The following is a 15,642-nucleotide window of genomic DNA, read 5'->3' on the forward strand; positions in this document are numbered from 1 at the left end:
CGATGAAAACCGGGGAACCGTATATTTCGGTACAGGCTCGCCTTCTTCCGATTTTTACGGGGGCAACCGGGAAGGAGAAAACCTGTATGCCAACTGTATCATGGCCCTTGATGCGGCTACCGGGACCCGGAAATGGCATTACCAGACCATTATGCACGACCTGTGGGACCGCGATATCTCCTGCCCGCCCAACCTCACCACGATCACTGTGGCAGGCAGGAAAACGGATGTGGTGGTACAGGCGACCAAGGACGGCCTGGTGTATGTACTGGACCGGGATACGGGCGAACCTGTATTTCCGGTAGAGGAGCGGCCTGTCCCCGTAAAAGGACTTCCCGGGGAACATCCCTGGCCGGTACAGAAATACCCGGTAAAACCTAAACCTTTTGTAAGACAAGTGATTACAGAGGAAGAGCTGACTGATATTTCTGAAAGTGCACACCAGGCCGTTAAGGCGGAGTTTGACACCCTGGAAAGTCGCCATAAGTTTTTACCTCCGAGTGAAAAAGGTACGCTATTAATAGGATATAGTGGCGGCGCGGAATGGGGAGGCAATGCCATAGATGACGAAGGTATTTTATATGTCAATGCCAACGAAGAGCCCTGGGTTGTAAAAATGATTGATGCTAACCGCTTTGATCATAAAAAGGGAATAAGCGAGGGCGAAAAACACTATCTGAAAAACTGTGCCATGTGTCATGGAGCAGACCGAAAGGGCGGAGCCCAGTTTCCGGAACTCTTGCAGCTAAAAGAGCGGATGAAGAAAGAACAGTTCTTGAAACTCGTGCGTAGCGGTTCCGGAAGAATGCCTGCTTTTCCTCATGTATCGGAAACGGAAGTCCGTCAACTTTTGGCATATATCTGGGGAGAAAAGGAAACTTTATCCGTGGAGGAAGCAGAGCATCTCGCACAGGATCGTCAGCAGCAGGATACGGTTTTCGGCTTTCGTCCGCGTTATCTGGTAGCCTCATGGAAGCAATTCAAAGACCCCGAAGGGTACCCGGGTATAAAACCACCCTGGGGGACGCTTACCGCCATCAATCTCCATACCGGGGATCATTTGTGGCAAGTGCCTTTGGGGACATATCCCGAGTTACGTGAGCGGAGTATAGCAACGACCGGAACAGATAATTACGGAGGTCCTGTAGTGACCGCAGGCGGCCTTGTTTTTATAGCTGCTACCAAAGACAGTAAAATAAGGGCTTTCGATAGTTCTGACGGAAAAATATTATGGGAATATGAACTTCCCGAGGCAGGTTTTGCAACACCTGTTACTTATACTGCAAAAGGAAAACAATATATGGTAATTGCAGCCGGAGGAGGGAGAAGAACACCATCGGGAGGGAAGTATATTGCTTTTTCTCTGGATTAAAATTTTAATTGGTTGTTAGGAGTGATACCGGGAGAAGACCATGAATATGCGATCCTTTTCCCGGTTTTCCGGAGAGCTATTAAAACAGAATAGATAACACAAAACAATATGAAAATACAACAGGTATTACCGCTGCTGATCATTTTTTCAATATGCACAACAGCTTGTACTACAACAGATAAAAAGAAGGGAGGAGATCATAATCTTTCGGATAGAGAACTCGTAATAAAAAACAGCAGCATGGCTGTTGAAGCTACGGTTAAACAATTTACCGTAGCCATGGAGAAGCGGGAGTCGTCAATTCTTGCCAAACTGACCTGTGAGGAACTGAGTTACGGACATTCGACCGGAAAAATACAGGACAAGGAACAATTTATAGAGGATCTCGTATATGGCCCCTTTGTGTTCAAGACAATAAAACTCGAAAAACAGACTATAACAGTAAAGGACAGTACGGCCATCGTAAGGCATGTTTTTGTGGCGGATGCCATGGATAATGATACACCGGTCAAAGTTCGTATAGGAAATATACTGGTACTGGTCCTTAGCAACGGGAAATGGATGTTACTGGCCAGACAGGCATATAAACTCTGATGATATGATAAAAACAAAAAAAATATACAATATAATACTGGTACTGTCCGGTTTATTCTTGTTGTCCTTTGTGGTGTGTCTTTTTACCGGGTATGTCGCAAAGGCAGGTCCTCTGCTGACTATTTTTTTTATACTTCTGGCTATAAGTTTTTATGGTTATATGCAGCTTCGCAGCTATGTCTATACCGTAATGATATTTGCTGCCGTTTCCCTGGCTATGTATTATCCGGAATATTTTCTTGAAGTGAATGGTTTCAAACTGACCGGATTGATCACTCCGCTCATACAGGTTATTATGTTTGGAATGGGAACATCTATGAGTGCCGGGGATTTTTTGGCTGTGGCCAAAGAACCTAAAGGGGTTTTTGTCGGAGTCACCGCACAATTTATTATTATGCCTTTATCGGGATATCTGCTGGCTCTGATAAGCGGATTTCCCGGAGAAATTGCGGCGGGAATAGTTCTTATAGGTTGTTCTCCGAGTGGCATGGCTTCTAATGTGATGGCATATCTTGCACGGGCAAATCTGGCATTATCACTGACCATAACCTCAATAGCTACGCTGGTGGCGCCTTTTCTGACACCTCTACTAATGAAGATGCTTGCAGGAGAATTTATAGCGATTGATGTATTAACTATGATGTGGGGTATCGTGAAAATGATTATTATCCCGATTGGCGCCGGACTTATTTTTAATAAGCTGATCCGGGGGAAGTCGACCTGGATAGATAAGGTGATGCCAATAGTTTCTATGGCAGGAATAGCGCTGATTATTGTTGTAATTACCGCAGCCGGAAGAGATAGTTTACTGGATATAGGACTCCTGCTTATATTGCTGGTACTTATTCACAACATTTTCGGGTATACCATGGGATATTGGTACGGTAGGTTTTTCCGTTTATCGGAAAAAGACTGTCGTACTATTGCCATAGAAGTAGGAATGCAGAATGGCGGGCTGGCTTCCGCGATTGCAAATAATCTCGGTAAAATTGCGACCATGGGGCTTGCCCCCGCAATTTTCGGACCGCTTATGAATGTTACCGGATCTGTCCTTGCTTCATTCTGGCATAAAAGGCCTATACCCGAAAAGAGCAGCGTTGAAGCACAAGGAAAAATATAGCGTATATCTTTACTACAGCTGGCAACCTCTTGCAATTAAACAATGTAACCTAAGTTACCCTGTACAAAATATTTATGCATTACTTTTATATTAAAATTAGAAGTGATGGAAATAAAACAATTTCAGGATAAACCCCTGGCTCATTATTCGTATGCCATTGTGAGCGATGGTAAGATGGCTCTGGTAGACCCCGCGCGCGATCCTAAGCCATACTACGAGTATGCCCGTGAGCGGGAGGCCAAAATAGTGGTAGTTTTCGAAACACATCCTCATGCCGATTTTATAAGCAGTCATTTGCAAATACATAAAGAGACCGGGGCTGCTATTTATACCAGCAAACTGGTGGGAGCCGGTTATCCGCATACGAATTTTGATGAGGGTGATACGCTTCAAATGGGAAAGATAAGATTCAGCGCGCTGAATACCCCCGGGCATTCCCCGGATAGTATCACTGTTATTGCAGAAGAAAGCGGGGAGTACGCTATGTTCTCCGGGGACACTTTGTTTATTGGAGATGTAGGACGTCCGGATCTGAGAGAACATGCGGGGAATATGAAGGCCAAGAGGGAAGCTTTGGCCAGAAATATGTATCATACCATACACGGTAAATTTAATGACCTTCCGGATGAAACCATCGTGTATCCTGCACACGGAGCCGGATCGTTATGTGGTAAAAACCTGAGTAGTGCGGCATCGAGTACACTGGGTAACGAAAGAATGGGAAACTGGGCTTTTAAAACAACGGAAGAAGATATTTTTGTAAAGACGATACTGAAAGATCAGCCCTTTATACCGGGATATTTCGGCTATGATGTGGAAATCAACAGGAACGGAGCAGATATTTCGGAAAGTGCTATTGCCGGTGTCCGCCGTTTCCTCGACCCCAGGATCACGGATGCTTTTACTTTTGTCGATGTACGGGATGAAAAAATATTCAAATCCGGGCATTTTCCCGGAAGTATCAATATTATGGCCCGAAACGGGGAAGATAAGTTCGAGACCTGGCTGGGGAGTATCATAAAACCCGGAGAACCCTTTTACCTTGTGCTTCCCGATGTAAACAGCCAGCAGCAGATTATGGAACGGGTTTCGAAAATAGGTTATGAGAAGCAAGTGGTCGCCGTCATCATCCCGGTGACCGAAAGCCTGCAGGCTTCCGGTAAGTTCGATTATGAAGCCTTCCGGGAAAATCCGTCGGACTATACCATAGTGGACATCCGGAACGTTTCGGAGTTCGAAGAGAACCGCTTCTTTTCACATGCCGTAAACATTCCGTTGCCCGAACTCCGCGGCCGCATCAAGGAAATTCCTGCCGGAAAGCCGGTAGTCGTACATTGTGCCGGAGGATACCGCAGTGCTGCCGGAAGCAGTATTGTCAACGAAAAAATGAAAGATACTCCGGTGTATGATCTGGGAGACCATATCGGGGATTTTAAAAAATAAAAAGGAAGAGGCGGTATTCCGGGAATTGGTATTCACGATTCCCGGAATTTGCTTTTACGATTTGTGATACCGATGATCATATACCGGGTTTTAACAAAGAGTTAAGTGTTACAGGGTTGTGATGAAAAATAAAAAGTATTACTATTGTAGACTATGAAAGCAAGACAACAACAGGATAAGTTAAATATGCGACAGTTCTTTTTTATTGCTGTGGCGTTGTGCTGTGTTGTCTTTTCTTCCTGCACGGTAAAATCCGGAATAAAAAATGTCCTGGGGTATGGTCATACTACGGAAAAAGTCAATATACCGGAAAGACCCAATAAGGTGTTTACCGGGGGTTTCACGGAAGCTTGTTCCCATCAGGCAGTCCCGGACTATTCGGTGACAGGGCAGGAGCAATCCGGACTTTCATTACATGCCGCAGCCGTATTTGTATGTTGCGCGTTGCTTACATTTCTTTTTGGAGAAAATCTTTTCGGGACACTTCAGGTACATCCCGGATATTCCACGCATCGTATAGCCGGTGCCACCCCCATCTTCATCAGGCACCGAAAACTGATCATATAGGATAATACAATTTCATTTTAGGCCTTTTCCTTCCGGGATAGGCGTTGTGTTATAGTATGTATAATCACGTACCGGATCTGTCGCTATCCGGTATCAATCCTGTTTTTAATATGATCAGATTACTTCTGTCGGTCGCGTATATTTCATGGCTGACACTGCTCGCACCGCAGCTTGGTGCACAATCCCGGCAACCAACGCTCGGGGAATTATGGTATGATGTGGAAAGGGGCTATTCCGGAATTGCCGCCAGTGAAGCTGCAATAACATCTGCATTATCAAATGAGCGTGCTGTAAAGAGTGAAGCCTTGCCGCAAGCCAGAATTCAGCTGCAAAATACTTTCAGTACTTACGATGGGCGCAACGGAGCCTTTTTTCCGCAGCCCGGGTTTTTTAACGTAAGTGGTAATATGCTGCATACCGGGGAAGCTTCGGTCATCGCAAATACATTTGCTTCTGCAACAATAGAATGGGAACTTTTTGCTTTTGGAAAACAACATAAGAGAAAACTGGCAGCTTCTGAAATGTCCGCCCGGTATAGCCTTGAAAAGGAAGCTTATGTACTCCGGTTAAAAAAAGAATTTTCTGTACGTTACATCAAATTATTATATACCGAATCAAAACGGATATGGGCAGCGAAAAATGCGCGGCGTCTTGGAGAGATCGGAGTTACTGCAGCAAGTCTTGCCCGCGCGGGAATAAAACCCGAAGCCGATAGTCTCCTTGCCCGTTCGTCTTATTTACAGGCCATGGCCGAACAGGATAAATGGCTTGGAAACCGTAACGCCTCACTGGAAAAATTTCGTGAATTTTATAGAAATGCCAAACCTGATTTGCTCTTTTCAGAACGTCGTTTTGCCCATCCTCCTCTGATGGAAAACGAAAGAGTGCGCATGGATAAAATGCATCCTTTCACCGAAGTATTACGCAAAAAGTCTTCTTACTATAAAATAAAAGGTACGGCGGAAACAAGGTCCGGACTGCCTTCCGTAAAATTTCTGGGAGGATTTGCATATCGCGGCTCGGGGATCGATGCGGATGGCAACGTATCCGGAAACTGGGCGGATGGTTTTTCCAATACTGCGGATAACTTCATAGTCGGTATAGGTATTACATGGGATCTTACCGGGATGCGAACCTACCGTGAGAAGGGCAGGATGTGGAATTACAAAGCCCGGGAACATCAAATGTTACAGCAACAGGCAGAGGAGGCCCTTCGTGCCGGATACGCCGCCACATTAAGTAAAAGAACCGAGCAGCAAAAGCAACTGCGGAAAACGGAACAGGCATTGAAAAATGCCGGACAGGCGTATGAAATGTATATGGCCCGGTACCGCAGCGGACTTATCAGCCTGACTGAGCTTTTACAGATCAGAATGCTTCTGGAACAGGCCGAAAACAGTCATATAGAAGCTGTACAGGAATACTGGATGCAGGTAGCGGAGCAAGCGGAACTCACCGCGGATTTTGATTTTTTGTTTAATTCCCTTTAAGTATCTGTTATGAATTTAATACGTTTTGCCCTGAGAAAACCTGTTGCGGTTATGGTGTTTGTAGCCGCTATCGGCTTTTTCTCCTATAACGCTATCCGGAATATTAATGTAGATATATTCCCGGAAGTTGAGTTGCCGGCCATATATATAGCCATGCCTTATGGGGGGCTTTCGCCTTCGCACATGGATGGCTTTATGGCCAACGAATTTCAGAAAGTCCTGCTGTTTGTCAGTGGAGTAAGAGATATAGATTTTAAAAGTGTACAGGGGCTTTCGCTCATGAAACTCACTTTCTATCCCGGTACGGATATGGCGCAGGCGGCGGGGGAAGTGTCTACCCAGGTTTCCCGGGCCATGGGTTTTTTACCACCCGGTGCCGTCCCTCCTATGGTAGTAAGGTTTGACGGTAGTTCGTTGCCTGTGGGACAGTTGGTCTTTGAAAGTCCGGAACGTTCCATAACCGAATTACAGAACCTGGCCGTAACAAGAGTCCGCCCGATGTTTGTCCGGATACCCGGTATAACTGCTCCTGCGCCTTTCGGAGGAAATGTCAGAACCATTGTCGTAAACATCGATCCGCACGCCATGCAGGCCAACGGGTTGAGCCCGGAAGAAATTACAAAGGCTGTAACGATGAACAGCTATCCTTCACCGGCCGGAAATATACGTATAGGAGAGGAAAACCTTATGGCTCCGGTAAATACGATAGCCAGAGATCCCGAAATGTTTTTGAACACGCCGGTAAAAACAAAAGACGGCCGGACCGTATATATAAGAGATGTAGCGCGTGTGGAAGATGCGGCCGATCAGACTGTCGGGTACGCGCTGGTCAACGGAAAGCGTTCGGTATATCTGCCTATCATCAAAAAAGCAGACGCCTCTACGCTGGAAGCCGTAAAGAACCTCAAGGCTTCCTTACCGATGCTGAAAGATCAACTGCCTGAAGATGTGGATATCCGTTACGAATTCGATCAATCAACCTACATCGAACGGTCGCTGTCCAACCTGGTGCATGAAGGGGGCCTTGGGGCTTTGTTTACAGGGATAATGATAGTGTTGTTTCTGGGAGATATTCGTGGCGCCCTGATAGTGGTGCTTACCATACCCATTGCCATACTGTCTGCCATATCTGTTTTGTATATGGCCGGATATACCATTAATATCATGACACTCAGTGGTCTTGCCCTTTCTATCGGAATCCTGGTCGATGAAGCTACGGTAACCATTGAGAACATCCATCAGCACATGGAAGAAGGGAAGAAAAAGCAAAGAGCCATACTCGATGCCCTGCTGGAAATATCCGTTCCGAAACTGCTTATCTTGTTGTGTATCCTTGCCGTACTTACTCCGGCTTTTATAATGACCGGAATTCCTAAGGATATGTTTCTGCCGTTATCCATGGCTGTGGCTTTTGCCATGGTAGCATCCTTTTTGGCATCCCAGACTTTTGTTCCTATTCTGGCCAACTGGCTGATGAAGCATAAATATGATCATGGACATAGAAAAAAGGAAAAAAAATCATTCGACAAATTCAGGATCAAATACAGATACCGTTTACGTCGCTGGTCGGGTAAGACAGTCCCGTTATTTGGCGTATATATTATTATTTCGGGAATTACGGTATTCATTCTTCTGCGGGTCGTAGGTACCGATGTCATGCCGGTTTCCAATAGCGGAGATTTTCAGATACGTATCGAAGCACCACAGGGCAGCAGACTGGAAAAAACAGAAAAGCTGGTAAAGGAGGTTATAAAAGATATCGCAGGCGAACTGCCTGAGCGGGCGATAACCATTACATCTGCTTTTGTAGGCATGCATCCGGCAGGGACGCCCATCAACCCTATATTCCTGTTTACCAATGCTTCACATGAAGCGGTATTGCAGGTTTCCGTAGATCAGGATATTTATGAGGGTAATATGGAAACATTAAAAGAAAGGGTCAGGGGAGTGGTTGCTACGCGTCATCCCGGGGTAAAGATCAACTTTGAGCCCATGGAACTTACCGAAAAAATTATGGGACAGGGAGCAATGACGCCTATTGAAGTAAAAGTAGGTGCCAAACAATTGAAAGTTGCCGAATCTCATGCAGCTAAAATAGCAGAGCATCTGAAAGATGTTGACTATCTGAGAGATATACGTATTGCAGAACCCCTGGATTATCCCACATTGCAGATCGATGTGGACCGGGACCTGGTGGCACAATTCGGGCTTACCATGAAAGATGTTACCGGAAGCCTGGTCACTGCAACTTCATCTACAAGATACACCGATAAAAACCTTTGGGTTGATCCCGGCTCGGGACTTGTTTTTCAGGTGCAGGTACAAATCCCCGAGAAGGTTATGACCACTGCGGAAATGTTGCGCTCTATTCCTCTGAAAAAAAACAGCCCGGTGCCCATACTTGAAGATGTGGCGTCAATACAACGTATAACCGCACCGGCGCAGGTGAACCGAAAAGGGCCCAACCGCTATGTGACCATAGTGGCAAATATTTATGACAAGGATCTGGGGACAGCATCGCGCGCCGTGAGTAAAGCTATCGAAGACGCCGGGGAACCTCCGAGAGGTACGGTCGTATGGACGGAAGGCACATTACAATTACTCGAAGAAACGTTGCATAGCCTCCTGGCCGGGTTGGCTGTAGCGGTCATGGCCATATTTCTAATGCTGTCTTCCTACTACCAGTCTTTTAAGGTGCCTCTGCTGATCCTATCGGTACTTCCGTCTGTTATTGCAGGGAGTCTCATCATCTTGTTCGTTTCCGGAAGTACGCTCAATTTACAGTCATATATGGGAATTATAATGTCTGTAGGGGTTTCTGTTTCCAATGCCGTATTGCTGGTTAACCAGGCGGAATATTACAGGAAAAAACTTCTGATTAAACCATGGCATGCAGCCGGAATGGCAGCTTCTTCCCGACTGAGGCCCGTATTGATGACGGCTGCAGCGATGCTGGCCGGAATGGCTCCTATGGCCGTAGGAATAGGGGACGGAGCAGAACAGGTAGCCCCGTTAGGGCAGGCAGTCATAGGGGGCTTACTGGCTTCCACATGTACAATATTAATACTGTTGCCCCACTTTTATGCTGCCGTGATGGCAAAGGCAACAACCGATAGCCCGTCTCTCGATCCTGATGACGAAGACAACAAACATTTTTCATTACATCATGTATAAATCAAAATAATCATGGTATTCAATTCAATATTAAGCCGTAAGGGCATAGGAAGTTTCTTGTTCGTAATCGTATTGGCAATTATTCTCGTCGCCTGTTCGTCTGAATCTCAGGTAAAAAAACCGGAAAAAAATTCCGGAAAAAGTGTTTTTTCCTATGAGACTACTCCTGTCCGGTTACTCAATCCGACATACACCTTAGCTGTTCCGGGAGCGTTAAGACCTTTTGAAGAAGTTGAAATATATGCAAGGGTACCGGGGTTCGTACAGAAAATAAATGTGGATCGCGGCACTTTTGTCGGGGAAAATCAGTTGATCGCTGTTCTTGAAGCCCCCGAAATGGAGCAACAGTATCTTTCAGACAGATCCGTACAGGATAAAATGTACAGCGATTTTCTGTTTGCACAGCAATCTTACGAAAGATTGAAAGAAGCAGCACAAACCGATGGAGCCGTAGCCCGTCTCGAACTGGACCGCGCAAAGAGTGCGATGCTTGGTGCCAGATCTGCATACGAATCGTCAAAAGCAGGCACGGCGGGAGCATCGCAGTTAAAAAAGTATCTCCGGATCAGGGCGCCTTTTGACGGGGTAGTGACGGCGAGGAACTTCTCACCCGGTGCATTGGTGGGGCCGGATAATGGGAAGCCGATGTTTACTATTGCTCAATACGACCGGTTACGGCTGACACTCTTTATACCCGAAAGTCATGCAGCATCCGTCAATGAGGATACAAAAGCTGCATTCACCGTGAGATCTTTACCGGGAAAAACATTTCATGCAGTGATGTCCCGCAATTCAGAGGTACTCAGTAACCAAAACAAATCTCTTGCCCTCGAATTTGATGTGGATAACAAAGACAGTATATTAAAGGCAGGAGCCTATGCCCGGGTACAACTATCGCTCCGAAGAAACTCTCCGTCTTTGTGGGTACCGGAGAAGAGTATTGTCAACGCCTCATCCGGAATGTTCGTTTTGAGGATGGCTGGCAAAAAAATAGAACGGGTGCCGGTAAGTCGGGGAACTCATCTGGACAGTATCGTTGAAGTTTTCGGGAATATTTCGGCGGAAGACATGATCTTGGCCCATCCGTCCGAGGAGATCCCGGAAGGAAAAATAAACGAGTAAACGATAATTAATTTTTAATGTTTTAAAAATATCAGGAATATGAAATCAGTAACGATTAAAAGAAACGCTGCAACAGGGGTATTTATAATAGCTGCAGTATTTGTAATAGCGGTGTTTTCCGTAAAAGGCAGAAATACGTACACCGAACAGGAAGAAGTAGCTTTTCTGGATGGAAACGGTACTAAAATCTTGCTGGATAACCTGAAAGGAAAGGTTGTTTTTATTAATTTCTGGGCTACCTGGTGCCCGCCCTGCAGGGAAGAAATGCCCTCAATCGATGAACTGAAACAGCAATTCGGAGGGGAGGATAGCATAGTGTTTTTAATGGTGGATGTAGACGGTAATTACGAAAGGGCCAAAGCTTTTATGGACAGCCATGAGTATAATCTTCCCGTATATATTCCCGATGGCAGATTGCCTTCCGGATTTATCCGTGGTGTGGTCCCCACTACGGTAATTCTTGACAAACAGGGAGAAATTGCCGGTCAGATCGAAGGAGGAATGGATTATGGAAATCCCGGTATGATCAACGCACTTAAAAAACTGATCGCGGAATAATTATACCTGATGAAGCCGGAATACTGAGCTTATCTGTGTCTTCAGGTTAGTTGAATATCCTCGTGATCATACCTGTCTAATGAAAAAGTATGGAAATATTCCTGTGGAGTTGATCTTTTTCCTTGACACAGGTTAAAAAAGAATTGTTAAATTGGTTATTCGAAACGAATTTCGGATAACCAATGACTACCATTTTATTTATCTTTTATATTCTTATAACACTGGCTTCCCTGGTAACCCTTATACTCTTCGGAACCAAGCCCTCCAAATCTTTTAGCTGGCTGCTGGTCATTGTAATGCTACCTTATATAGGGTGTATATTATATGCGCTTTTTGGGATCAACCGAAGGAAGATAAAATTTTTTAAGCTGAAGCGGATCGATGAAATGCGGGCTTACAACGTATTTCGCGGCAATGGTAACCACCATCCCGTAGTATTTTCGTCGGGAAAATCAGCAAAAATATCGGCATTGATCGAAGGAAGTATAGGGGTATTACCCAAAGGAGGAAACCGTGTTGCTATACTGAATAACGGGGTAAGGACCTTTACGTCTATTTTTGAAGCATTGGAAAAGGCCGAAAAATTCATTCATATACAGTTCTATATCTTTGAGGATGGCGAATTGATGGAAAAACTTTTCGAACTGTTCCGAAAGAAAATGGAAGAAGGGGTAGAAATCAGGGTAATTTATGATGCGATCGGTAGCTTTTCACTGCCCAAAAAGCATATCAGGCGTTTCAGAGCCATCGGGGTAAAGATCTTCTCCACAATGCCAATTCGGTTTGGTAGTATATTATTTACCATTAATTACAGGAACCACAGGAAGATCGTAGTAGTCGACGGAAATGTCGGTTTCACCGGGGGAGTCAATATTTCAGATAAATACATAAGACCTTCTAATTATCTTGGGATATGGGACGACATGCACCTTAGGCTCGAGGGGCCTGCCGTAAAGAGCCTGCACCGCGTTTTTGTAAAGGACTATTTTTTTGCCAGCGGGGGAGAAGACCTTTGGAAACCCGAATATTTTCCGGAAAATACGGAGACCGGGGATACTGTGGTACAAATCGTGTCCGGAGGACCCGATTCCGATTTTTCTTCGGTGATGTATCAGTATGCTTCGATGATCAACCAGGCGGAGCGATCGATCTGTATCGCCAATCCGTATTTTATTCCTAACGCTACCATTCTGGAAAGCCTGAAGATGGCCGCTTTGGGAGGAGTCCGGGTAAAATTGCTCGTGCCTAAGAAATCGGATACTTCAGTTGTTAAATACAGTATGCACTCGTATTTCGAAGAGTTACTTTCTGCAGGTATAGTGATCTACGAACACCCGGTGAAATTTTTGCACAGTAAGATTATTGTGATAGATGATGAGATGGTATCCGTAGGTTCCGGTAACTTTGACAACCGGAGTTTTGACCAGAATTTTGAAGTAAATGCCCTGGTCTTCGATGAAAGGGTGGCGCGGGATATCCGGGAGGGTTTTGATAGAGATTGCTCCGGAGCAGACCAACTCGATCTTGATACTTTTAAGAAAAGATCTTTTTTAAACAAAATTCTCGAAGGGATCGCCAGAATATTCAGTCCGTTGCTGTAACCCGTAATTTTTCGGTTAACATGATATATATCATATTCCTGTCCGGTATAAAGAGGTACTTTTAAATACTATTAATCATCTAAATACAGGTCAGAAAATGAAAGCTTTAGTATATCACGGAGAACACAGGATTGCCCTGGAGGATCGTCCGAAACCGGAGATACAAAAACCAACGGATGTTATTGTAAAGGTTTTGAAAACAACAATATGTGGTACCGACCTCGGAATCTACAAGGGCAAGAACCCCGAAGTGGAAGACGGTCGTATTCTCGGACATGAAGGAGTAGGTATCATCGAGGAAACGGGAAGTAGTGTTTCGCAATTCAAAAAAGGAGATAAAGTACTTATATCCTGCATCACATCCTGTGGGTCCTGCGAATACTGTAAGAAACAAATGTATGCACATTGCAAAGACGGCGGCTGGATACTCGGGTATCAGATCGATGGCGTACAAGCCGAATATGTACGGATACCGCATGCCGATAACAGTCTTCACCGGATACCGGATAGTATAGATGACGAAGTTGCCGTATTATTGAGTGATATACTGCCCACCGGTCATGAAATAGGAGTGCAGTACGGTAAGGTAAAACCCGGTGACGCCATCGCTATTGTCGGGGCCGGTCCGGTAGGGATGTCCGTATTGCTGACTTCCCGGTTTTATTCCCCTTCCATCATTATCGTCATCGATCTTGATGAAAACAGGTTGAAACTCGCCAAAGAGCTTGGCGCCACACATACCGTGAACTCGGGAAAGGAAAATCCGGAGGTCGCAGTAAAGCATATCGTGGGAGACGAAGGGGTGGATGTAGCCATAGAAGCCGTAGGGGTTCCGGCAACATGGGATATATGCCAGCGCATCGTAAAACCGGGAGGACACCTGGCTAACGTCGGTGTTCACGGCAAAAAAGTGGATTTCGAAATTCAGAAATTATGGATCAAAAACCTGACCATAACCACAGGCCTCGTCAATACCAATACCACACCGATGCTATTGAAAGCAGCCTCGACAAATCGCTTTGATCTGAAAAAAATGATAACTCATCATTTCACACTCGCAGAACTGGAACATGCCTATCAGGTATTTCTGAACGGGGCGGAAGAAAAAGCCCTGAAGATCATAATATCCAATGCATAAATTCATCGGGTGACAATCTGGTGGAAGGGAAAACCATGAGTTTACATAAATTCATGGTTTTTGTGTTTTTACATGCAGGAGACAGGAATTGAACTCGCGTATGATGTACGGAACAAAAAAGAGTAAATGTGTTTTTTCTTATGTTCTTCTAAAACGTTTTCGTTCGTTTGAAAAGAATGTGCTATGAAAACAAATTGATATTGATCCTCCCGAAAAGATGGAAAAAGTTGTATATTGGTGTGCATCTTGCTACAAAGATGATTTTTAAACACTTGATTTTCAAATACAATCTAAAAGTTCAATGAGACGACGAAACTTCATAAAGCAAACGGGGCTTCTCACTGCCGGAGCCTTTGCCTTAGGGCAGGGAGAGCTATGGGCAGACATGCTGAGAAAAAAATCTATAAATCCTTTCGGAGTACAATTATACAGCGTACGTGATGTTCTTCCCGAAGATCCCAAGGGGGTAATGACCAAGCTTGCCGGTATGGGATATAAACAGTTTGAAAGCTATGGGGGAAAGGACGGATTCCTTTGGGGAATGTCGCCGGGAGAAATGAAAACCTTCCTGGGAGATATAGGAGTGGATATGGTCAGCACCCATTTTAACTACATGGGAGTTATGAACAATCCGGACGAATTAAAGAAAAATATAGAAATGGCCGAAGGGGCCGGCCTCAAATATATGCTGTGTCCATATATAGGGGCACAAAAAAGCTGGGACGACTGGAAGAGAATTGCGGATACGCTGAATCGTACCGGTGAGGAAGTAAAGAAAGCGGGACTGAAATTCGGGTATCACAATCACGATTATACGTTTCGTCCCCTGGAGGGAAAACTTCCCCAGGAGTACCTGCTCGAAAATACCGATCCCGGGTATGTGACGTTCGAGTTGGATCTTTGCTGGATCGATGTTGCCGGGGTAGATACGGCCGCACATCTCGGTAAATACGGAAAGAGATATGAACTTTGCCATATCAAGGATTATAATATGGTAGACGGAAAACCTTTGCAATGCGATCTCGGAGAAGGAAGTGTGGATATGCAGGATACCCTGAAGGTGGTGGACAAAAGCGGAATTAAGTATTTTCTTGTGGAACAGGAACAGTATCCGGTATCTTCACTCGAAAGCTTAGCCCACGATGCCGTTTATATGAAGAACGTAAAGATTTAATGTAGGATAATTCATGTAAAACGTATCTTTTTTAAGAGTATAGAAGGACCTTTTCGGGTCCTTTTTTCATTTTTTACCAAAATTATTTCTTCCGGATATTTTTCGTATGTCTTCAAAGCCTTTGCGATAACAACAAAATCTCTATGTTTCAGGCTATATCTGTGATCAGACACTAATTTTTTAGGTCAAAAAAATAATTATGTCTCGTGTTTTATGCCTGTTGTTAACGTTTTTTTAATATCGATATCTGTCTGAAATAGGGGACTAATATGAAAAATCGGCAATAGTT

General features: G+C 44.8%; 12 protein-coding genes. All 12 read left to right on the forward strand.

Going from position 1 to position 15,642, the window contains the following annotated elements; translation table 11 throughout:
• Nucleotides 1-1,372: c-type cytochrome (locus BT112_RS13130; protein ID WP_139276190.1), on the forward strand; the 1,372-nt coding region annotated here is incomplete at its 5' end.
• A gap of 108 nt (nt 1,373-1,480) precedes the next feature.
• Nucleotides 1,481-1,966 carry a nuclear transport factor 2 family protein gene (locus BT112_RS13135; protein ID WP_072317853.1) on the forward strand — a complete coding sequence of 162 codons (486 nt, stop codon included), beginning with the start codon at nt 1,481-1,483 and terminating at the stop codon, nt 1,964-1,966.
• A gap of 4 nt (nt 1,967-1,970) precedes the next feature.
• Nucleotides 1,971-3,086, forward strand: coding sequence for a bile acid:sodium symporter family protein (locus BT112_RS13140; protein WP_072317854.1), 1,116 nt, complete (start codon nt 1,971-1,973; stop codon nt 3,084-3,086).
• Between the two features lie 105 nt (nt 3,087-3,191).
• The gene (locus BT112_RS13145; protein WP_072317855.1) at nt 3,192-4,529 is read left to right on the forward strand and encodes an MBL fold metallo-hydrolase; all 1,338 of its coding nucleotides are present in this window, start codon (nt 3,192-3,194) and stop codon (nt 4,527-4,529) included.
• A gap of 153 nt (nt 4,530-4,682) precedes the next feature.
• On the forward strand, nt 4,683-5,096 hold the full coding sequence (locus BT112_RS13150) for a hypothetical protein (RefSeq protein WP_072317856.1): 414 nt from the start codon (nt 4,683-4,685) through the stop codon (nt 5,094-5,096).
• A 110-nt stretch (nt 5,097-5,206) separates the two neighbouring features.
• Nucleotides 5,207-6,586 carry a TolC family protein gene (locus BT112_RS13155; protein ID WP_072317965.1) on the forward strand — a complete coding sequence of 460 codons (1,380 nt, stop codon included), beginning with the start codon at nt 5,207-5,209 and terminating at the stop codon, nt 6,584-6,586.
• Between the two features lie 9 nt (nt 6,587-6,595).
• Complete coding sequence (locus tag BT112_RS13160; protein WP_072317857.1) at nt 6,596-9,760, forward strand: efflux RND transporter permease subunit; 3,165 nt, start codon at nt 6,596-6,598, stop codon at nt 9,758-9,760.
• Between the two features lie 12 nt (nt 9,761-9,772).
• Complete coding sequence (locus BT112_RS13165) at nt 9,773-10,882, forward strand: efflux RND transporter periplasmic adaptor subunit (protein ID WP_072317858.1); 1,110 nt, start codon at nt 9,773-9,775, stop codon at nt 10,880-10,882.
• Nucleotides 10,883-10,921: 39 nt separating this feature from the next.
• Nucleotides 10,922-11,440 carry a TlpA family protein disulfide reductase gene (locus BT112_RS13170; protein WP_072317859.1) on the forward strand — a complete coding sequence of 173 codons (519 nt, stop codon included), beginning with the start codon at nt 10,922-10,924 and terminating at the stop codon, nt 11,438-11,440.
• A gap of 182 nt (nt 11,441-11,622) precedes the next feature.
• Entirely contained in the window at nt 11,623-13,041 is a 1,419-nt protein-coding gene (cls, locus tag BT112_RS13175) for a cardiolipin synthase (RefSeq protein ID WP_072317860.1), read from the forward strand.
• Nucleotides 13,042-13,138: 97 nt separating this feature from the next.
• Nucleotides 13,139-14,179 (forward strand): zinc-dependent alcohol dehydrogenase family protein, encoded by a 1,041-nt coding sequence (locus tag BT112_RS13180; protein WP_072317861.1) that lies wholly within the window; start codon nt 13,139-13,141, stop codon nt 14,177-14,179.
• Nucleotides 14,180-14,480: 301 nt separating this feature from the next.
• The gene (locus BT112_RS13185) at nt 14,481-15,353 is read left to right on the forward strand and encodes a sugar phosphate isomerase/epimerase family protein (protein WP_072317862.1); all 873 of its coding nucleotides are present in this window, start codon (nt 14,481-14,483) and stop codon (nt 15,351-15,353) included.
• Nucleotides 15,354-15,642 lie beyond the last annotated feature (289 nt).

This window comes from Sinomicrobium oceani, assembly GCF_900119185.1.
Classification (GTDB): Bacteria; Bacteroidota; Bacteroidia; order Flavobacteriales; family Flavobacteriaceae; genus Sinomicrobium; species Sinomicrobium oceani.